We start from the raw sequence: 19,459 nt of genomic DNA, 5'->3' as shown, positions 1-19,459 counted from the left end.
GCCGGGCAGCAGGCCGGTACGCACTGGAGCAAGGAGAGCCATGACCACCCGGATCAGCACCCGTGCGCAGGGCGGCACGATCCATCGCTACGAGCTGCTCGGCCGGGTCGAGGAGCTCGGCCTCACCTCCGGCGCCGCGCACGCGGCCATTCACGACCGGCTCGACGAGCTCGTCAGCGTCGACGGCGAGGAGGACGTCATCCTCGCCCGCACTCCGATCCACCCGACCCTGGAGACCTCGAACTCCCCGCATGGCGGACGGTGTCACTGGCTGGTCGTCAGCGACACGACCGCCAAGACCATTCTGGACGCGATCACTGCCCGCCTGGAGCCGGACCGGGGCGACCTGTGACCGACCGCCCCCCCTACGCGCTCTTGGCCGACCGCCCTCTTGCGTCCGGTGGCGGCCTGACCGACGTGGGGAGATCTGTCGCACGGCTCGGGGGGAATGCGGGGTCGGAACACTACGGCCGGTCCACGGTTCCGGGGCACCGTGACGCACAACAGGGTTGGAGGCATTGATGGTTCGGAGCTGACGGCCGCGGCCGTCACGAGTCTGTTGGCGGCTCTGACCGGGGCCTCGGTGACAGCGGTCGTCGGCCAGGGCGGTCCCGCGTTGGTTTCCTTGGTCCGGCGCAGGCTGGAAGGGAGTCCGCGGGGGCGGACGGCGCCGACCGCGCTCGAAACCGACCCGGGCGAAACCGGGGCCGTGACTGGGCGGTGACGTAAGAGGGAAGTCAGGGCTTGGGGAATGAGATGCGGATGCGGTAGCGCTTTTCCAGGTCGGCTATTTTGCCGGGGAGTCGCGCCCGCACTGTGGTGATCTCGGCGCTGTGGGAAGCCCTGAACCGCGAGGCCGCTCGGGCGCGCAGGGGTTGCCGAACGGCCTCCACGGGCTTCATGCACGTCGCGTAGACCTTCCCGAGGCCGCGGGCGGCGGTGTCGTCGGCGGCCTGCAACCGCTGGTCGACGAGGTCGAAGAAGGCGCTCTCGTCGGCCGCGTCCACCCGGTGGGCGGTGAGGCAGTCACCGAGGCCGGCGAAGGCCGCGCGGACTTCGGGGGTTCGGTCGATCGTGGCGACCTCCGTGAACCAGGCCGATTGCAGCGGGCCGTAGACCTCCACGAGTTCCTGTCCGACCGCGCGGCCCCGGGACAGGCACGTGCGGAGTTCCGGGCCCGGCCGGGCCGGTGCGTCCGCGCCGGGCCGGGGCGCGGTCGGTGCGCCCGGCACGAGGTTGTCGGCCGCGAAGCCGTGTGCGGCGAGGTGGGTCAGGTCGGGAAGGGCGCGGTACCGGGTGAACATCGGGGGTGGGGAATCCGGCAGGCTCTGTCCGAGGTCCCGCGCGCAGCCGTCGGCCTCCCAGGCCGCGGCGAGGCTTCCGAGGGCGTCGAGGCCCTGCGTCCACCGGGTGTCCTCCCCCGTCGTCGGCAGCACCAGGGAGGTGATGTCCGCGGGCATGTCGTACGAGACCGCCGCGGTCCGCGCGGCGGAGCGGGTCGCCGGAACGGCCGGGGCCGGTGTGCCCGGGGGGCTCGCGGGGGCTGCGCAGGCGACGGTGAGGGAGCCGAGCGCCGCGAACAGGACGACGGCGCGAAGGCGGCGTGAGGCGTGTGGTCGGCGGATGGGACGGGTCATGCTGTGGCTCTCTTCGCGGGGCTCGGGGCATCGAGTGGAGCGGACGGCAACGTGGGGCCCGCCGCTCGGTGCGGCGGGCCCCACGGCCACGGATCAGTGGGTGATCTCGACCTGGTCCTGGCCGTCGCGCTTGCTGGCCACGCTGAACTCCCGGCCGGTGCTGAGGTTGGACACCAGGACGATCTCGTTCAGGGCGTGTCCACCGTCATAGGCGTGGACGTAGCCGCGCGATCCGATGGTCCAGTAGCCGAAGGCGTCCCGATAGAAGCCCGCGTAGTCGTCGCTGTTGTAGCTGCTGGTGTTGATGGTGTGGGTGAGGTTCAGGTCGCGGCAGCCGCTGTTCGCCTTGCGTGCCGTCTCACCGGGGCCCAGGAGGCCCGTCCGGAGTTGCGAGGTGACGCAGCCGGCAGCCGAGGCGGGCGGGGCGGCGGTCAGGAGGCAGGCGGCGACGGTCGCGGCGGCCGCGAGCCCGGCGAAGGACTTTCTCATGTGATGCTCCCAAGGGGGTGAGGTGGGGTGGAGGGGTCTGTCCGACGGGTACGGACCCGGCCGGCGCCGACGACGAGGTCCTCGCGTCGGCGAAGTCGGCGAAGTCGGCGAAGGAGTGGGAATCGGTGACGGGGCGGGTGGCCCCACTGCCGCGCGGTCTACTCGAAGCCGACGATGGCGATCAGGTGGTGCCAGGTGTAGCGGCCGACCACGCCGTCCGGGCCGCCCTGGGTCGAGTTCAAGCGCTGGAAGTTCACGACCGCGTTGTACGTCTTGGGGCCGAAGCTGCCGTCGACGAATCCGGGCCGGTCCTCGGCCCGGACCGCACCGGCCTCGATCAGCGCGTCCTGGAGACCACGGACGCACACGCCGGACGAGCCCTTGGCGAGGACCACCGTGGGTATCTCCCAGGCCAGGTAGACCTCGGAGCCGTAGGCGCGCTTGCAGGCGTCGAGGTCCTGCACCCAGTGCGCCTGGGCCGGGGCGGACGCGAGGCCGCCGAGGAGGGCCGCGGTGCTCGCGAGGAGCGCGCCGGCCCGGAACGTGCGCCGGCGGGTCGCCGTACCCGTCCTGGCCGAGATGACCGGCACCGAGGCAGCGGGAGAGCGCGTAAAGCGCGAAGACAGCATGGGGATCGTCTCCAGACGACGAGGGCGAGGAAGAGTGAGAGGGAAGGAGGAGCAGCGAGGGACACGCGACCGGAGGGGGCGGCCCGGCGGCCGGGGAAGGGCGCGGCGGCGGGGCTCAGCCCGTCACGAGCTTCTCCCAGGTGCGCGGTCCCACGATGCCGTCGGCGTCGAGGCCGTGGGTGCTCTGGAACCTGCGGACGGCCGAGTCGGTGCGGGCGCCGAAGGCGCCGTCGGCGAAGTTGCCGCCGCTCTGCTCCCACGGGGTCAGGCCGAACCGGGAAACGAGCTCTTGGAGCCCGGTGACACAGATGCCGGAATCGCCGCGCGCGTAGTCGTACCGCGGGATGGTCCGGCCGCCCGGTGACAGACGGGTCCCGTGCGTGTCCTTGCAGATCTTGTACGCGGAGTCGTCGGCCCGGGCGGTCGGCGCGGAGACGAGCAGGGCAGCGGCGGCGGAAGCGGCGAGGAAGAGCGCGGTGGCGCCCTTCACGGGGCTGGTCGTGCGCATGAGGCGGGGACCTTTCGTGGCGGGGGCTTGAGCACCACCGTGTCGGTCCGCGCCAACGGCTCTCCAACGGACGCCCGACGGCGCCCCGACGCCCCCGGCGCGGGTCCGATGTCGGGTCCGATGTCGGGTCCGATGTCGGGTCCGATGTCGGGTCGGTGGGCGGGGCAGTGGTCCGGGCGGCGGTCGGGTCAGCCCGCTGCCGCGGGGATGAGGTACCCCCAGGTCTTGAGGCCGACGATGCCGTCCGGCCCGCCGGTCTCCCGGGGGTAGGTCGATTGGAACCTCCGCACGGCCGCCTCCGTCTTGGGACCGAAGTCGCCGTCGATGAAGGTCGGGGCGTCCGCGGAGTCGACGAACGCGGTCCCCACCAGCGCCCACTGCAGGGCCCGTACGCAGTCGCCGCGGGAGCCCCTGGCGAGGTCCACGGCGGGCACGGGCCAGCCGTTGGCCGCCACCCGCGTGCCGACCTGGCGCTCGCACGCCGCCAGGTGGCCGGCCTGGGCCGCTGCCCGCGGAGCGGCGAGCCCCGCGGCCATGAGGAGCGTGACGCCCAGGACGGCCACCCCGGTCGCCCTACGCCCGGGGGTGCTCATTCGGGCCAGTAGACGTCGGCGACGAGGGCCTGCCAGGTATTGCGGCCGACGACACCGTCGGCGCCGCCCCGGACTCCGTCGCTGTGCTGGTAGGCGACGACCGCCCGGTGGGTCTTGGAGCCGAAGGAACCGTCGATGAAGCCGGGCCGGTCCTCGGCGCGGACCGCATTGACGGCCAGCAGCAGTTCCTGGACCTCCCGGACGCACACACCGGAGGACCCCTTGGCGAGGACCACCGTGGGAATGTCCATGTCCAGGTACACCTCCGATCCGTAGGCGTTCTTGCACGCCCGCATCTCGTTGGACCAGCTCGCCTGGGCGGGGGCGGCGGCGAGGCCGCCCAGGAGGGCCGCCGTGGTGGCCACGACGGCGCCCGCCCGGAAGGTTCGGGGCCGCGTACGGGTGCGGCTCCTGGTGTGCGGGTGGGGTGACCCGCCGGTCATGCGCTTCCTGTCGGGCATGTTCGCAGTCCTCTTCCTCGACCTTGTCTTCGTCGTGGAAGCAGACTCTGCCGAGCCCCGTCAACGGCTCACCAACGGCTCCGCAACGGCCATGGCCCGACTCCCCGCCGCCCCGTCGTCCGGGGGTTCGTCGGCCGCGGCGCGCTCAGGGATCCAGCAGGTGGCGCAGTGCCGGCAGCACGTCGGCGTCGGTGCCCTCCAGGGCGGACAGCGCGCCGTGCCACAGGGCGCGGGCTCCCGCCGGATCCCCCAGGGCCGTGCGGACGTGGCCGTGCTCGTACGCGACGAGCGCGAGGCCGTAGGTGTCGCCGCGCCCCGCAGCGTCGGCGGCCAGCTCTCGGCACGCCTCGTCCGCCCGGGCGGGGAGCTCCAGGAGGCGGAGGGCCTTCACCCTGCCCAGTCGCGCCTCGCGCTCGGCGTTCCAGTGCTCGGCTCCGGGCTCCATGCCGGCCACGGCCTCGTCGAACCTGCTCAGGGCGGCGGACGGGTCGCCGAGCACCAGGTGGACGAGTCCCACGTTGCACAGCGCCATCTGGCGCAGGACCGGGATGCCGGACTCCTTGGCGAGGTCCGCGGCCCGCAGGTGGTGGTCCAGCGCCTGGCGGGGGTCGGTGAGTTCGGCGATGTGCCCCTGGTGTCCCAGCATGAGGGTCCGGTGGTGGGGCGACAGGGTGGCGGGACGCAGTTCGAGGGCTACGGCGAGGGTGGCGCGGGCTTCGTCCGCCCGCCCGAGCAGCTTGAGAAGGGTGGCTTGGTTGCCGAGGTGCAGCATGCGGTTGAGGTCGTCGCCGAGGCGCCGGCTCAGCTGGGCGGCCTCGCCGAGCAGGCGCACGGCTTCGCGGAGCCGGCCCGCGGAGTAGTGGGCGGTGGCGAGTTGGAAGAGCGCGTGGCCTTCGGCGGTGGGATCGCCGGAGGCGCGGGTGAGGTCGACGGCGTGGCGGGTGAGGCGCGTCAGGTCGTGGAACATGCCGCGGTCCTGGAGGTACGGGAAGAGTCCGTTGACGAGTTCCAGGGTGGTGCCGGCGTCGAGGCACCGGCCCTCGGTCCCTTGGGAGGCGAGGAACAGCAGGTTCGCCGCTTCGCTGTCCACCCAGGCCGTGACGGAGGCGGCGTCGGTCAGGCCCGGGTGGGTGTGGCGGGCGAGGGGCGGCGCGGACGCGAACCGGGGGCGAAGGGTCTCGGCGCACAGGGCGGCGCCGTCGACGTACCAGCGCAGGGCGCGTTCGGCGGCGGCCGCGCTCTTCGCCCGGAGGTCCGGTCGTCGGGCGGCCTCCCGCGCGAAGTCGCGGACCAGGTCGTGTGGGGTGTGGTGACCGTTCGCCCCCTCGTGGAGCAGCGCGACCTCCGCCAGTCGTTCGAGGGCGCGCTCGGCCTGCTGTTCGCAGACGTCCATGGTCCACGCCATCATCGGGGCGGAGTACTCGGGGAGGTCGAGCGCTCCGATCAGGGTGAGGGCGGTGGCGGCGGCGTTGTCCCCGTCGTCTCCGGAGGCCAGTCCGTCGTGGGCGGCCCGGAGCAGCCTGCGGACGCTGAGGTCTTCGAGTTCCAGGTGGTCGAGCCGGTCCTCGGGCCGGGCCAGACGGTCCGCCAGGCGTGCCACGGTGAGGTTCCGGCGGGTTCGCAGCCGGGCGGCGGCCACGCGGAGCGCGAGGGGCAGGTGGCCGCAGAGGGAGACGAGGCGGGCGACTTCGGCCCGGTCGGCCCCCGTCCAGGTCCGGCCGGAGACGTGTTCCACCAGGAGGGCGCCGTCGGAGGGGGGCAGCGGTTCGAGTGCGAGGTGGACGGCGGGGTCGAGGGTGGCCAGGGTGGTGCGGCTGGTGAGCAGGACCAGGCAGCCGCCGCCCGCGGGCAGCAGCGGCAGTACCTGGGACACCGATGCGGCGTCGTCGAGGACGAGCAGGGTGCGGGTGGCTGCCAGGGTGGACCGGAGGAGGGCGGTGGCGGCGGACGTCCCGCACGGGATGCGGCGCGGGTCCACGCCGAGTCCGATCAGGAGTCGGGTGACGGCTTCGTCGGGGTCCACCGGGGGTACGCCCGGGGTCGCGCCGTGCAGGTCGAGGTAGAGCTGGTTGTCGGGGAACGACGCGCGGAGCCGGTCGGCGAGGTGGAGGGCCAGGCCCGACTTGCCGACGCCCGCCATGCCGCTGATCACCACCAGGGCGGCCTGGGTGCGGGGAGCGTCGAGGGCCGCGCGCACCCGGTCGATCTGTTCGGTCCTGCCGACGAAGGTGGCGGGCGGTGCCGGGAGTTGCGCCACGGATTTCCGGGGGGTCGTCGGGCGGGCCTCCGGCGGGCCGGGGTGCGGCTGTACGGCCGGCACCTCGCCGAGCCGGAGCACCTCCTGGTGGGCCTCCTGCACGGCCGGGGACGGCTCGACGCCGAGTTCGTCCACCAGGGTCCGGCGCAGGGCGCGGAACACGCCGAGGGCTTCGGCCTGACGGCCCGTCCGCGCCAGGACCAGCATGAGGCGGCGGTGCAGCGACTCGCGGAAGGGGTGCTCCGCGACCAGGGCGCGGAGCTCGGCCGCCGCTCCGTCGAGGCGGCCGAGTCGCAGCAGTGCCTCGTGGCGGAGGTCGAGCGCGTCCAGGCGTTGCTCGTGGAGGCGGGCGACGGAGGGGTGACCGGCCAGGCCGGGTACGTCCGCGAGCACCGCACCGCGCCACAGGGCCAGGGCGGCGGAGGTCTCGTGGTCGACCGCCTCCCAGTCTCCTTCGGCCAGGGCGGTCCGGGCGAGGCGCATCAGGCGGTCGAAGTCCTCGTAGTCCAGTTCGCCGGCCTCGACGCGCAGTTCGACGCCGACCTGGCGTGAGCGCACGCGGTCGGTGTGGGGCCCCAGGGCCCGGCGGGCGCGCGCGATGTGGTTGTACAGGGAGGCGGTCGCCGTCGCCGGCGGGTCGTCACCCCAGAGGGCGGACACGAGGGTGTCGTGGTGCACGGACCGGTTCGGTTCGAGCAGCAGGGCGGCGAGCAGCGCCCGGGACTTCGGTGCGTTGACGCACAGGAGGGCGCCGCTGTCGTCGTGGATCGACAGCGTGCCCAGTACTCCGAACCTCATGCGTACCCCCCGATCGCATGGCCAATGCCCCGTCGACGGCTCGGTCGAAAGCCCGGTCGACGGTCCATCGTCGGCTGCCACGGGCGGTCAGATCAAGATCGGTTATGGGAATGGTCGGTGGGTTCCGGACATTTCCGCCCCGTTCGGATCCCGCCGTCCCTCCGCTGCTCGCCGACCGCCGACCGTTGTCCGGTGTCCGTTGTCCGTCGTCAGCTGCTCGTCGTCAGCTGCCCGTCGTCGGTTCGTCCGGCCGGTTGGCGCCGTGTTGGTGGCCCGTTGGTGCCGGTCGTGAGAGTGAGCGGCGAGCGGACGCGCCGGCGCCTGCTGAATCCACCTGAGGACGACCCCACCATGACCCCGGTCAACGAACCGAACCCCGACCGTCGCTCCCTGCTCACCGCGGGCCTCGCCCTCGGTGCCGCCGCCGTGCTCCCCCTGTGGGGAAGCGGCAGCGCCCTGGCCGCGTCGGGACCCACCATCGCGGACACCGCCGCCTGGGGAGCCCGACCGCCGAGCACTCCCGTGCGGATCCTGCCGACCCCGCCGCAGAAGATCATCGTGCATCACACGGCCACGGCCAACGTCACGGACTATTCGCAGGCACAGGCCTTCCGGCTGGCCCGATCCATGCAGAACTGGGCGATGGACGAGCGGCACTGGATCGACACCGGCCAGCACTTCACCGTCTCCCGGGGCGCGCACGTCCTGGAGGGCCGGCACGGCAGCCTCGCCGCGCTCCAGAGTGGCACCCGGACCGTCGAGTCCGCGCACTGTGGCGGGCAGAACACCGTCGCCATCGGCATCGAGAACGAGGGCACGTACAGCACGGTGGACCCGCGGAGCGAGCAGTACGCCGCGCTGGTCGAGCTCTGCGCGCACCTCTGCCGCCAGTACGGGCTGCGCGCCTACCAGGTCTACGGTCACCGGGACTTCAACGCCACCCAGTGCCCCGGCGACCGCCTGTACGCCCTGCTTCCGCAGCTGCGGAGGGACATCGCGGCCCGTGTCGGCGGGAACCCGACGGCGCCCGTCTGGCCGCTGCTGCGCACCGGCGACACCGGCGACCGGGTGCGCGCGCTCCAGCACCACCTCGTCCGGCGCGGCGCCGCGATCAACATCGACGGGAGTTTCGGACCGGCCACCGAACAGGCCGTCCGGGACTTCCAGGCCCTCGTGACCGCGACCTCCGACGGAGTCGCCGGCAACCAGACGTGGCACCAGCTGGTCGCGCCCGTCCGGCAGGGCGACTCCGGCGAGGCCGTCAAGGCCGTCCAGCTGCTGCTCACCGCCAAGGGGATCCCGACCGGCGTCGACGGCGCCTACGGCCCCGGCACCCAGACGTCGGTCACCAGCTTCCAGAACACGGCGGGGCTGCCCGCCGACGGACTGGTCGACGCCCGCACCTTCAGCCGCCTGCTCGGCTGAACCCGCCTTCCCCACCGAGGAGAGACACACCACCATGTCAACGACCACCCGGGTCGGCCACGTCGTGCGCGGCGCCGTACCCCTCACGGCCCTCGCCGCCTTCGCCGCCCTGCTCCTGCTCATCGGCCTGGGCGCCCCCGCGCAGGCGTTCTCCGGCGCGTTCGTCCCGTCACAGAGCAAGGGCAACCGGGGCTCCGACACCACCGCCCTCCAGTACCTGCTCAACGCGCAGGGCGCCCAGCTCACCGCGGACGGCGTCTTCGGCTCCGGCACCGACAGCGCCGTCCGGTCCTTCCAGTCCTCCCACGGCCTCGGAGCCGACGGCATCGTCGGCCCCCAGACCTGGCGGGCGCTGACCCCCACCGTGCGCGAGGGCAGCCGGGGCGAGGCCGTCAAGGCCGTCCAGCACCTGCTCAACGCCAAGCGCGGCGCGGGGCTCGCCGTCGACGGCGCCTTCGGCTCCGGCACCGCCTCGGCCGTCCGTACCTTCCAGAGCCACGCGGGCCTGGGCGCGGACGGCGTCGTCGGACCCGACACCTGGACGAACCTGCTGTGGCACTACGAGTACGTCGACTACAACGCCGGCACCCTCTGCAACCAGAGCCCGGACGGGAACGGCTCCGCCGACTGGGGCACCGCGGCCGCGGTCGCGCAGCTGGAGGCCGGCGCCCGCAGCTTCTCGGGGCTGGGACGGGGGAAGGTCCCGGTCGGTGACGTGTCCTTCGAGCACGGCGGTCCCATCTCCGGCCACGCCAGCCACCAGGTCGGACTCGACGCCGACCTCTGGCCGGTCCGCACGGACTCGGCCCAATGCGGTGGGTCCAGGATCACCTGGCAGTCGTCCGCGTACGACCGCGGCGCGACGCGCGAGCTGGTCAAGGCGCTGCGCGCCGCGGCCCCCGGGCACGTGAAGTTCATCTACTTCAACGACCCCCAGCTGATCTCGGAGGGGCTGACCGTCCAGTACCCCAACCACGACAACCACCTGCACATCCGGTACTGCGAGCCGGTCCACCCCAACGCCTCCTACCAGTGCTGACCGCCATCGCACCCGGCACCACCACCGACACCGACACCGCGACCCCGAGGACGAAGACATGACGAGACGACGCACCGGCGGGGTGGTGGCCCTGCTGGCCACGCTGCTCGCCGCGCTGACGGCGGGCCTGCTCTCCGCGGGCCCGGCGCTCGCCGCCGACTGGCCGCTCGTCCGCAAGGGCGATTCGGGCGTCCAGGTGACGACCGTGCAGCACCTGCTGACCGCCCGCGGCCACGCGACGGGAGCCGACGGGGCCTTCGGCGACGGCACCGAGGCCAAGGTCAAGAGCTTCCAGAGCGCGAACGGCCTGAGTCCGGTCGACGGCATCGTCGGTACGAACACCTGGTCCAAGCTGATCGTCACGGTCCGCAAGGGCGACAACGGCTCTGCGGTCAAGGGCGTTCAGACACAGCTCAACCGCTACGGCGCGGGCCTCGCGGTCGACGGTGCCTTCGGGGACGGCACCGAAGGCAAGGTCAAGGAGTTCCAGTCCTCCAAGAACCTGGCCGCGGACGGCATCGTCGGCCCCGACACCTGGCGCGCCCTGGTGACCGGATCCGGCGGCGGTGGCGGTGGCGGCGTGTTGACCCACGCGCAGGCGGCCTCGATCTTCACCTCCGCCGGCGTCTCGTGGACGTCGTCCGGCAACTGCTCCAACCGCAACAGCAGCAACTGCACCTCCTTCGACGGCCTGCGCCGGACCTCCGCCGACGGGGCCGTCGCCCTGCGCGGGTCGAGCTCCTGCGCCCTCACCATCACGGGCGGTACGGAGACCGGGCACGCCGGCGGCACCTACAGCCACTGGAACGGCTACAAGCTGGACTTCGCCAGGACTTCCTGCCTCACGGGCTACGTCACCGGGACCTTCCCGTACACGGGGACCCGCGGGGACGGCGCGAAGCTCTACACCTCTCCCTCGGGCAACATCTACGCCGACGAGGGCAACCACTGGGACGTGACCTTCCTGAACTGACCCCGGAAGGCGAGTCCCGGAACCGGCGGGCCGACGGCGGCGAGGTGCGCTGCCGTCGGCCCGTTCGACATGCGGTGGGCGGAATGCCTGTGTCCGCGGGCGGCAGCGCCACGCCTTCGGAAGGAACGGCGGAAGGTCCGGGACGAGGGCCCCGACAGGCGGTGACCGGCCACTTCCGCCGCCGCCCGTTCCGACGGGCCGGGCCCGCGTCCTAGACTGCGACCGCTTCAGACCTGGTGGTCGACGAGAGGGCGCACACGATGAACCGATTACTGATCAGCGCATTCACGGCCGTGGCACTGGTGGTGTCCGGCGGGAGCGTCGCCACCGCCTCCGGCAGCGCGCCACCGCGCACCACGCACGGCCCCTGCCAGTACACCCAGACTCCCGACGAGCCGCCGGCGCGCTCGGTTCCGCTGCCGCCCGACCCGCGGCGCACCCCCAGCCGCGGCACCGTGGCCCTGGACGTACCGACCAGCCAGGGCGCGCTCCCGCTGCGTCTCGAACGGGCCAAGGCTCCCTGCACCGTCCAGAGTTTCCTGCACCTGGCACGGCACCGGTTCTACGACCGCACGGTGTGCCACCGCCTCACGGCTTATCCCACCCTGAAGGTCCTGCAGTGCGGCGACCCGACCGGTACCGGTGAGGGCGGGCCCGGCTACAAGTACCTCGACGAACTGCCGGTGGACCTGCCGCCGGCGCCGACCGATCCGACCGGCGCCCGCCGCCTGTACGGGCGCGGCCTGCTGGCGATGGCGAACGCCGGGCCGCACACCAACGGCTCGCAGTTCTTCGTCGTCTACGGCGATTCCGCGCTACGGCCGAACTACACGGTCTTCGGGACGGTCGGCCCCGAGGGCCTCAGGACCCTCGACAAGATCGCCGCCGGAGGCATCGCGCCCACCCCCGAGGACCCGACGTCCGTCGACGGCACCCCGGTCCTCCGGACCGAACTGCTGCGCGTCCGACCGGCCTGCCGGCACTGAAGCACGGCCGGCAGCGGGACTTCGAAGAGCGGGTCCGGCACTCCCCCGGGCCCGCGAAGCCCGCCTCCGCGGGACGTGCCGGAGGTGCTTCCCTGGTCGCCGGGCCTTCTCGGGAGCCTCGCGGGGCATGTGGGTGACGCGGGGTCGTGGCGGTGCGTACGGGGAGCGGGGTTCGCGGGAGGGTGGCGGGATGCGGAAACTGAGCTACGGCATGCACGTGTCCCTGGACGGCTACATCGCGGCGCCCGGTGACGACATCGGCTGGAGCGAGCCCAGCGACGAGCTGTTCCGGTACTGGTCCGACCAGTTGCAGGCGACCGAGCTGACGCTGTACGGGCGCAAGCTGTGGCAGACGATGGCGCCCTACTGGCCCACCTACGACCAGCAGCCGGACGCCACCCCGGCGGAAGCCGAGTACGCGCGCCGGTGGCGGGAGATGCCGAAGGTGGTGTTCTCCTCGACGATCGACGAGGTCGACTGGAACACCCGTCTGGTCACCGGGGACGCGGTCACCGAGATCGCCCGGTTGAAGGCCGAAGGCGGTGGCCCGATGGACATCGGCGGCGCGACGCTCGCCGGGGCGGCCATGCGGGCCGGGCTGATCGACGAGTACGTGCTGGTCACGGTGCCCGTCCTGGTGGGCGGCGGCACCCGGTTCTTCAGCGCGGTGGACGACTGGGTGAACCTGGACCTCGTGGAGACGCGGTCGTTCCCCGGCGGGGTGCTGTTGACCAGGTACGAGACGAGGCGCTGACCGGGCGGGCACCCACTGGAGCGCCGTGTCATGGGTCGGGTGCCCCCGGAGGTGCCGTCGTCGCCCCTGCCGGGAATGCCGGACTTCGGGTCGGGACGGCGGCCACCGCTACGGCTACGGCCCCGAACGCCGCCGCGGCCCGAGGGTCGGGCGGGGCGTTCGGGGCCGGCCGTCGGTTCCGGGCGGGGCGCCTCAGTAGTGGTCGACCGGGGTGCGGGAGGGGGCGGCGGGGCGGCGGCGGGCTCTGATCTTGCGGATGACGAAGACGGCCACGCTCAGTACGGCGAGGGCGAGCACCACCTTCGAGAGGATGCCGACGTACTGCTCGACGATGCCCCACTGGGCACCCAGCAGGTTGCCGGCCATGATGAGGCAGAAGTTCCAGACGAAGCTGCCCAGGGCGGTCAGGGTCAGGAACATCGGCAGCGGCATGCGTTCGAGGCCGGCCGGGACGCTGATGAGGCTCCGGAACAGGGGGATCATGCGACCGAAGAAGACGGCTTTGGTGCCGTGCTTGGCGAACCAAACCTCCGTCTTCTCCAGGTCGGCGGTCTTCACGAGCGGCAGTCGGCCCCAGAGGGCGTACATGCGCTCCCGGCCGAAGAGGCGCCCGATCTGGTAGAGCGCGAGGGCTCCCGTCACGGAGCCGGCCGTCGTCCAGAGCAGCGCGGACGCCAGGCTCAGGACGCCCTGGCCCACGGCGAAGCCCGTGAGGGGGAGGATGACCTCGCTGGGAAGCGGCGGGAAGAGGTTCTCCAACGCGATCAGGAGACCCGCGCCGGGGCCGCCCATCGTCTCCACGAGGTTCGTGGCCCAGCCCGCGATGCCGCTCGCCGTTGCGGTCGGATCCGCTGTCATGTGTGTCCCATCCATGGGTGCTCGGGTGGCCGTGCTCACGGTCCCCCGCCTGCGTCGGGGGCCTCGGGCACGGTGCGGAATCGGGCGGACGAGCTGCTGCGCGCGCACGTCCTGCGCACCGTCGGTGGACGGTGCCGGGTGACACCACCGGCCGCGGGGCAACGCGGGCCGACGGCTCCTCCCTCACCCGGGGGTGGCCCGGGCTCTCGTCGTACGGGAGCCCGGGCGGTCATCGGGGCCGGTCAGGCGTGGTCAGGGGGAGCAGACCTTCGTCAGTTCACCGGCCGCGGTGCTGACGGGGGTGATGTCCGGGTTCGGATTGCCGTCCTTCAGGGCCGCGCCCACGTCGGCCACGGCCTTCTTCAGGTCGGCGGTCGCACTCGACAGGTCGGCGTTCTCCGTCGTGTCACCGATCTCGGAGAGGCTCTTGTCGATGTCCGCGAGCGCCTTCTCCGCTTCGGCGGGGCTGTTGGCGGCTCCGCTGATCGCCTGCTGGAGGTCGTTGACGCTGCCCGACACCGCGTTGGCCACGCGTACGCAGTCCATCGCCGTGCCGACCGAGGAGCAGCCCGTGGTGGCACCGATCCCGAGGACCACCGCGAGGGTGACGGCACCCGTTGCCGCCTGACGCTTGAGACGTGACATTACAACTCCTTTACCTGGGGCGAAAATGAAGAAAACGCATGCACGAGAGTGAAGAGAAAGTGCCGGAATGGGCACCGAAACGTTTCAGAGCACGCGAAAAGGGGCCACCGTGCTCGTTCGATCGGGAAAGCGGAGCCCGCCCCGCTGTTGCCCGTGGGGCACGAGTGGAAGGGGGGCAGGTGTTCCGAGGAGGCGGCACGCGGACGGGAGACGCAGGCTCGTGCGGGCGTCCGTCACGTCGCGGCGACAGGGGTTCCGGTGAAGCGGGACCGTGCGGGCGGATGCCCGGAGATCAGCAGCGACGGACCTGGTCGACGGCCGGTTCGGTCACGGACACGGCCCGGAAGCAGGCCGGGGCCAGGGCCGGTCGCTCGGCGACGGGCAACGCGATCACGCTGGTGGGTGGGGGCGGCGGGACCTCGGAGTCATCGGCGCCGGAGCCCCGGTGTCGGGGGGTGCGGGCGCCGTCTTCGGCGTCCGCGTGGGCCTGCGGAGCGAGGTCGTGCCACCCCGTGCCGGTCGAAGCCGCCGACACCGGAGCGGTGGAGACCTCGACGGACCGGAGGGTGGGGGTCAGGAGCCCCAGGGTGAAGACGGAGACGACGAGGAAGACGGCCAGGACAGCGCGGAGCGCAAAGGCGTTCCTGTCGCGCATTTCCCACTCCCCCACGCAATTGGTCCCGCACGACGAAAGAAGATCTGTGTGCGTCAAAGTCGTTTCCGGAGGACTGCACTATAACAGTCCGGAATGAACCGCCCTCGCCGGTCGCCGCGACCATGGGGGACCCGACGTAAGAGCCAAATAAAGGTGCCGGCACACTGCGCGTCATGAAGATCAACACACGGGGCGGGGGCGCCTTGATCGCGGGCGCCGTCGTGCTCTTCGCGACACTGTTCGGGGCGCTGCCCGCGAACGCGGCCGGATACGACTGCGGTACCCACACGCTCTGCCTGTACAGCACCGAGGACGGCACGGGGACCGGCGCTCAGGTCCAGAGCTACGCCCGGGACGGGAACCCGTCCACCGGCGTCCTCGGCAACGAGGACGCGCAGTCCTACGAGGAATGGAACGACCAGGCCAGGTCCTTCCACAACCGCACGCTCTACTGGGCGTGCTTCTATGTGGAGACCTCGTACGGCGGCGCCGTCGTGCCGGTCAAGCCGCGTGCGAAGGGCACGCTGGCGGCGCTCGCCCCCGGACTCGGCGGCAAGCTCAGCTCCCACAAGCTGGTCCCCTCGCAGGGACAGTGCTTCACGGGCTTCGAGCGCTGCCAGGACGACAAGCTGTGCCTGTTCTACGAGCCGAACGGCCGGGGCCGGATCACGCAGCTCGACAAGGACTACACGACCTACCACCCGGACCACTGGGCGAACCGGGTCCAGGCGGTCTACAACCGCACCGCGACCTCGGCCTGCTTCTACGCGAAGCCGGCGGCCGAGCGCCTGCCCACGGACAAGCCCTTCCGGGTCCTGCCGGGTGACGCCACGACCGTCGCGGCCCCCTACGCCAAGACCTTCAACTCCCACACCCTCAAGGACAACGGGGAATGCAAGTGAGCATCCGTAGCCGCCGCGCGGCGGCCCTCGCCTGCGCCACCGCCACCGTGACGGCCCTGCTCGTGGCGGTGCCCGGCACGGCCGGGTCCGTCGGCGTCCAGGCGGACGGGCCGGTGATCCCGGGCTGGCAGGAGGCCGCGCCCGACGCCGTGGACGTCGGGAAGGTCCTGGCCCCCGGCATCGAGCACTTCCGCTACCAGGAGAACCCGGTCACGGACCCCGCCCACCCCCGGTACGGGATGCCGCGCCGCGAGTTCAGCGTGCTGCGGATCGACCCCGCCAAGGGCTCCCTCCGGATCGAGAGCAGCACGGGCAAGGCGGCCGGTTCCGCGGAGATCGTCCGCGACCAGCTGAACGCCAACACCAAGAACCTGCCGATCGCCGGGATCAACGGCAGCTATTTCATGCCGGAGGGGCTCCGGAAGTCCGACCCCGCCGGCACCGAGGAGTCCGTCCAGAGCTTCGGGGCGACCGTGCGGGACGGCGTCCTGCTCGGCGCGGCCTGTCACGGGGCGAGCCGCAGCTCGCTGGTGCTCCAGCACGGCATCCCCTACATCACCACCGTGCGCACGAAGCTGGCGCTCAAGGAGAAGCTGCCCGAGGGGGCCACGGCGACGCCCGAGGAGATGGTCCTCGACGACGTGAACCGCAATCCCGGCGTGCCTCTGGCGTGCAAGCGCGAGGAGGGGGACGGGGAGAAGGTCGACTTCGTGCACTCCGCCGGGAAGAAGGAGCTCGCCGCCTTCCAGGACCCGACGGAACTGGTCCTCTTCAACGACCAGTACGGTCTGAAGACGCCCGCGCGGAACCTGATCGAGGACCCGAAGATCACCGCGGACGACGACGAGGGGTTCGAGGTGCTCATCGCCGCGGACGGCACCCTCAGCCGCCCGCAGGGCTGGACCGCGCAGCGCGGGGGCAAGGTGGTCCCCAAGGGGCAGTACGTCCTCCAGGCCGTGGGCAAGGAGCGCGTGGACTGGCTGAAGGCGAGGCTCGCGAGCGGCGTGAAGTTCGACGTCGAGCAGACGATGACCGACACCTTCGGCAACCGCCCGCTCCCCCTGGACGAGTCGGTGGACGTCGTCTCCGGCGGTGCCGACCTGTTCGACGACGGGGTGGCCCAGGTGCCGAGCGTGTACGTGACGACCACCAACACCGACCCCGAGAAGAGCGTGGAGCTGACCGACCCGCTGACCGGGGCGAAGGTCCGGGCCGCGCTCGACGAGGCCAAGCAGCCGGTGTTCAGCTCCTGCGCCCGCGCGGTGAAGACGGTCGGGAAGATCTCCTGCCAGGACTCGCGCACCGTCGTGGGTGTGGACGATCAGGGCCGTACGCTCTTCGCCACCCTCACCGGGCCCCGCGACGAGGCCGACGAGGCCGTCTTCGCGGGCGGGTTCCTGGTCGAACTCAACGCTCCGCTGACGGCGTTCGGCGTGATGGACGCGGTCAACCTGGACGGCGGCGGATCGACCATGATGCTGCTCCGCGACAGCGACCACCCGCAGAACTACCAGCGTCACACCGGGCTGACCGACGCGACCCACCGCGAGGTGTTCGACACGGTGTACGTCGGCTTCGGTGGGCAGCTCCTGGGTTGAGGTGAGGGGTGACGGGGCGTCCGCGACCGGCGGACGCCCCGTTTTCCGTTTTCCCGCTCCACGGGGCCCGGTGATCGTCCCGGCGGCGCACCGACCCTCGTCCTCGCGGCGAGCGAGGACGCGGTGCGGGCGGGGCCGCGGGTGGAGGGCGGGTTCTCAGTTCTGGGCCAGGGCGCGGGGGTCCGAGGGGCGGGGGACGTAGACCGGGGCTTCGGACTGGTAGAAGAGGTCGATGTCGGCCTCCTCGCCGCCGACGAGGAGGGTGTCCCAGGCGCCGCTCTCGCGGAGGGTGCGGAGGGTGGCGGGGGCGATCCGCGTCAGGTGGTCGCGGAGTTCCTCGTCGGAGGGCAGCCCGGGGAGGCGCGGGGCGAGGCGGGCACGGATGCCGGACATCCGGTCGAGCAGCGCGTCGAGGTCGCTCGCGGTCGCACCGGCGGTCCCGGCGGGGCCGTCCTCGGCCGGGGCGGCGGGCGGTGCGGGCTGTTCCGCGCTGCGGGCGATGATGTCCTTGATCGCGCGGGTGACGCCCTGCTCGTCGGTGGTCACCATGGCGTTCCACGCCCGGCTCTTGTGCCGGTACTGGAGCATGGACATGGCGGCCTCGTGGCGGATGAAGTCGGCGTCCCGCAGCGGCCTGCCCCGCCAGGACCGGCTGAGGGAGCGGGCCAGCGAAGTGGCGGAGGCGAGGCCGCTGTTGAGGCCGCGGCCGGGCCAGAAGTGGATGGCGTTGGCGGCGTCGCCGAGCAGGAATCCGTACGTGCCCGGGGTGCCGGCGGTGGGTCGGTGGAGCTGGGCCGTGAAGCGGGGGCGCTGGACCATGTCCAGGCGGAACGAGGTGACCGCGGTCAGGTCCTCCTCGGCCACCCCGAAGAGGGCGAGGCCCTGCCGGATCTCCTTCCAGAGGGGGGAACCGCGCAGCAGCGCGGGCAGGAACAGGGTGCCGTGGGTGGGGCAGCGGAACTCGGTGTCCTCCTCCTGGCGGGTCATCAGACAGGGTCGGGAGGCGATGCACTCCTCGAAGACCTGGCGGACCGGGTCGATGCCGATGACGTTGCGGGTCTCCTCGCGGGTGAGCCGCATGTTCAGGAAGCCCTCGCCGCGCAGCGAGTTGAGGAGGAAGCGGTTCTGGGCGACGGTGAGCAGCACGCTCATCGGGTCCGGCAGCCGGGACTTCACGCGCAGGCCGAGGACCACGTCCTGGAGGTGCTCGCCGTCGAGGGAGTAGATGGAGGCGTCGGCGGTGCCGAACCGGTCGGCGTAGTGGTCACGGGTGCGGGAGCGGCCGCCCTCGCAGACCACGAGGACGTGCTCGCGGGTGATCCGGTCCTGCTGCTCCGCGGCGTCGAAGCGGCGCGGGACGAGTCGGATCGCGGACCGTCGGTTCGCCAGCGCGAGCAGCTGGTCCTCGATGCGGGCGATGCGGATGTTGCGGGGCGGGCGGCCGTCGACCGAGTCCGGGCCCACCGGCCACATCTCGGAATAGCCGCCGTCCTCGCCGAACAGCGCGCCCTGGACCTCCTCGGAGAGGGCGAGGTACTGGCGGCTCTGGACGGTCACCACCTGCTGGCGGCGGACGTTGCCCTGGGACTCGTCCTTCCAGACCACTTCGGTGCCCTTGCGGGTCCACCGTCCGTCGTACACGGTGACGGCGGTCCGGCCGGGCAGCATCTCGTCGAGGGCGAGCGCGAAGGCCAGCCCCACGGGGCCGCCGCCGGTGACGGTGACGCGGAGCGCGCCCGGGTCGACGGCGGCGGCGCGCGGTACGTCGAGGAGGGAGAGGTCCATGACCGTCTCCATGGCGTCCTGGGCCTCGTACAGGAAGGTCTCGTCGCCGATGCGGATGCGGTCGTTCGGGCGGAGGACGTGTCGGCTGACGCGCTGTTCGTTGACGAAGGTCCCGTTGCGGCTGTCCCGGTCGTACAGGACGAACCCCGCGTCCTCCGCGAGGATCTCGGCGTGCAGGCGGGAGGCGCTGGGGCTGACGATGACGACCCCGTTGTCGCCCTTGCGTCCGAAGGTGAGGGGCTGGTCGCCCAGGATCACGCTCTGCCCGGTGAAAGGACCGGTGCGGCCCACGATGACCGACGACACTCGACACTCCTTGATGACGGCGCGGTGGGAAATCCGTACGAAGGCAACACGTCTCTACCCGGCGTGCGGTTCGGCCATCTCGACAAATTTCCGGACGCGTTGAACCGGGGTTCCGCGGGGGACGTGTGTGGGGCATGGCCCCCGTCCAGAAGGAGATCCGC

Annotated in this window: 19 protein-coding genes and 1 pseudogene; 9 read left to right on the top strand and 11 right to left on the bottom strand. The window is 72.3% G+C overall.

Features of this window, described 5'->3' with window-relative positions:
* The first annotated feature begins 40 nt into the window (after nucleotides 1-40).
* The gene (locus tag ABTZ17_RS13310; protein WP_352195692.1) at nucleotides 41-352 is read left to right on the top strand and encodes a hypothetical protein; all 312 of its coding nucleotides are present in this window, start codon (nucleotides 41-43) and stop codon (nucleotides 350-352) included.
* Nucleotides 353-737: 385 nt separating this feature from the next.
* Here ABTZ17_RS13310 and ABTZ17_RS13305 read toward each other — a convergent pair whose 3' ends face one another.
* The 7 genes from ABTZ17_RS13305 to ABTZ17_RS13275 all read right to left on the bottom strand — a co-directional run bounded on the left by ABTZ17_RS13305 (nucleotide 738) and on the right by ABTZ17_RS13275 (nucleotide 7,372).
* Nucleotides 738-1,637: a hypothetical protein gene (locus ABTZ17_RS13305; protein ID WP_352195691.1), complete on the bottom strand. Its 900-nt coding sequence runs from the start codon at nucleotides 1,635-1,637 to the stop codon at nucleotides 738-740.
* Nucleotides 1,638-1,730: 93 nt separating this feature from the next.
* The gene (locus ABTZ17_RS13300) at nucleotides 1,731-2,126 is read right to left on the bottom strand and encodes a hypothetical protein (protein WP_352195690.1); all 396 of its coding nucleotides are present in this window, start codon (nucleotides 2,124-2,126) and stop codon (nucleotides 1,731-1,733) included.
* Between the two features lie 158 nt (nucleotides 2,127-2,284).
* Complete coding sequence (locus tag ABTZ17_RS13295; RefSeq protein WP_352195689.1) at nucleotides 2,285-2,716, bottom strand: peptidoglycan-binding domain-containing protein; 432 nt, start codon at nucleotides 2,714-2,716, stop codon at nucleotides 2,285-2,287.
* A gap of 154 nt (nucleotides 2,717-2,870) precedes the next feature.
* On the bottom strand, nucleotides 2,871-3,263 hold the full coding sequence (locus ABTZ17_RS13290; protein WP_352195688.1) for a peptidoglycan-binding domain-containing protein: 393 nt from the start codon (nucleotides 3,261-3,263) through the stop codon (nucleotides 2,871-2,873).
* A 188-nt stretch (nucleotides 3,264-3,451) separates the two neighbouring features.
* The gene (locus tag ABTZ17_RS13285; protein WP_352195687.1) at nucleotides 3,452-3,856 is read right to left on the bottom strand and encodes a peptidoglycan-binding domain-containing protein; all 405 of its coding nucleotides are present in this window, start codon (nucleotides 3,854-3,856) and stop codon (nucleotides 3,452-3,454) included.
* Entirely contained in the window at nucleotides 3,853-4,317 is a 465-nt protein-coding gene (locus ABTZ17_RS13280) for a peptidoglycan-binding domain-containing protein (RefSeq protein ID WP_352195686.1), read from the bottom strand. Before ABTZ17_RS13280 ends, ABTZ17_RS13285 begins: the two co-directional genes overlap by 4 nt.
* A 145-nt stretch (nucleotides 4,318-4,462) precedes the next feature.
* Nucleotides 4,463-7,372 (bottom strand): AfsR/SARP family transcriptional regulator, encoded by a 2,910-nt coding sequence (locus tag ABTZ17_RS13275; protein WP_352195685.1) that lies wholly within the window; start codon nucleotides 7,370-7,372, stop codon nucleotides 4,463-4,465.
* A gap of 351 nt (nucleotides 7,373-7,723) precedes the next feature.
* On the opposite strand from ABTZ17_RS13275, the gene ABTZ17_RS13270 reads away from it, so the two are divergent.
* The 6 genes and pseudogenes from ABTZ17_RS13270 to ABTZ17_RS13245 all read left to right on the top strand — a co-directional run bounded on the left by ABTZ17_RS13270 (nucleotide 7,724) and on the right by ABTZ17_RS13245 (nucleotide 12,549).
* Entirely contained in the window at nucleotides 7,724-8,797 is a 1,074-nt protein-coding gene (locus tag ABTZ17_RS13270) for a peptidoglycan recognition protein family protein (RefSeq protein WP_352195684.1), read from the top strand.
* Between the two features lie 34 nt (nucleotides 8,798-8,831).
* Nucleotides 8,832-9,836, top strand: a complete 1,005-nt coding sequence (locus tag ABTZ17_RS13265) for a penicillin-insensitive murein endopeptidase (protein ID WP_352195683.1) — start codon at nucleotides 8,832-8,834, stop codon at nucleotides 9,834-9,836.
* A 58-nt stretch (nucleotides 9,837-9,894) separates the two neighbouring features.
* A pseudogene (locus ABTZ17_RS36875) lies at nucleotides 9,895-10,179 on the top strand (peptidoglycan-binding domain-containing protein); the annotation flags it as partial.
* Nucleotides 10,162-10,809 carry a peptidoglycan-binding domain-containing protein gene (locus ABTZ17_RS36870; protein WP_502994663.1) on the top strand — a complete coding sequence of 216 codons (648 nt, stop codon included), beginning with the start codon at nucleotides 10,162-10,164 and terminating at the stop codon, nucleotides 10,807-10,809. The pseudogene ABTZ17_RS36875 and the gene ABTZ17_RS36870, both read left to right, overlap by 18 nt.
* A gap of 260 nt (nucleotides 10,810-11,069) precedes the next feature.
* Nucleotides 11,070-11,795: a peptidylprolyl isomerase gene (locus ABTZ17_RS13250; protein ID WP_352195682.1), complete on the top strand. Its 726-nt coding sequence runs from the start codon at nucleotides 11,070-11,072 to the stop codon at nucleotides 11,793-11,795.
* Between the two features lie 190 nt (nucleotides 11,796-11,985).
* Nucleotides 11,986-12,549, top strand: a complete 564-nt coding sequence (locus ABTZ17_RS13245) for a dihydrofolate reductase family protein (protein ID WP_352195681.1) — start codon at nucleotides 11,986-11,988, stop codon at nucleotides 12,547-12,549.
* Nucleotides 12,550-12,741: 192 nt separating this feature from the next.
* On the opposite strand, the gene ABTZ17_RS13240 is transcribed toward ABTZ17_RS13245, so the two are convergent.
* The 3 genes from ABTZ17_RS13240 to ABTZ17_RS13230 all read right to left on the bottom strand — a co-directional run bounded on the left by ABTZ17_RS13240 (nucleotide 12,742) and on the right by ABTZ17_RS13230 (nucleotide 14,707).
* Nucleotides 12,742-13,407, bottom strand: coding sequence for a DedA family protein (locus tag ABTZ17_RS13240; protein WP_352195680.1), 666 nt, complete (start codon nucleotides 13,405-13,407; stop codon nucleotides 12,742-12,744).
* A gap of 252 nt (nucleotides 13,408-13,659) precedes the next feature.
* On the bottom strand, nucleotides 13,660-14,052 hold the full coding sequence (locus tag ABTZ17_RS13235) for a hypothetical protein (RefSeq protein ID WP_352195679.1): 393 nt from the start codon (nucleotides 14,050-14,052) through the stop codon (nucleotides 13,660-13,662).
* 292 nt (nucleotides 14,053-14,344) lie between these two features.
* Entirely contained in the window at nucleotides 14,345-14,707 is a 363-nt protein-coding gene (locus ABTZ17_RS13230) for a hypothetical protein (RefSeq protein WP_352195678.1), read from the bottom strand.
* A 173-nt stretch (nucleotides 14,708-14,880) separates the two neighbouring features.
* On the opposite strand from ABTZ17_RS13230, the gene ABTZ17_RS13225 reads away from it, so the two are divergent.
* On the top strand, nucleotides 14,881-15,609 hold the full coding sequence (locus ABTZ17_RS13225; protein ID WP_352195677.1) for a peptidase inhibitor family I36 protein: 729 nt from the start codon (nucleotides 14,881-14,883) through the stop codon (nucleotides 15,607-15,609).
* Nucleotides 15,606-17,207 (top strand): phosphodiester glycosidase family protein, encoded by a 1,602-nt coding sequence (locus ABTZ17_RS13220; RefSeq protein WP_352195676.1) that lies wholly within the window; start codon nucleotides 15,606-15,608, stop codon nucleotides 17,205-17,207. Before ABTZ17_RS13225 ends, ABTZ17_RS13220 begins: the two co-directional genes overlap by 4 nt.
* A gap of 156 nt (nucleotides 17,208-17,363) precedes the next feature.
* On the opposite strand, the gene ABTZ17_RS13215 is transcribed toward ABTZ17_RS13220, so the two are convergent.
* Nucleotides 17,364-19,298, bottom strand: a complete 1,935-nt coding sequence (locus ABTZ17_RS13215; protein WP_352195675.1) for an FHA domain-containing protein — start codon at nucleotides 19,296-19,298, stop codon at nucleotides 17,364-17,366.
* Nucleotides 19,299-19,459: the final 161 nt, after the last annotated feature.

Origin of the sequence: Streptomyces sp. NPDC097619 (genome assembly GCF_040302735.1) — a bacterium.
GTDB lineage: Bacteria > Actinomycetota > Actinomycetes > Streptomycetales > Streptomycetaceae > Streptomyces.
This window is presented reverse-complemented; position numbering and strand designations above follow the sequence as displayed.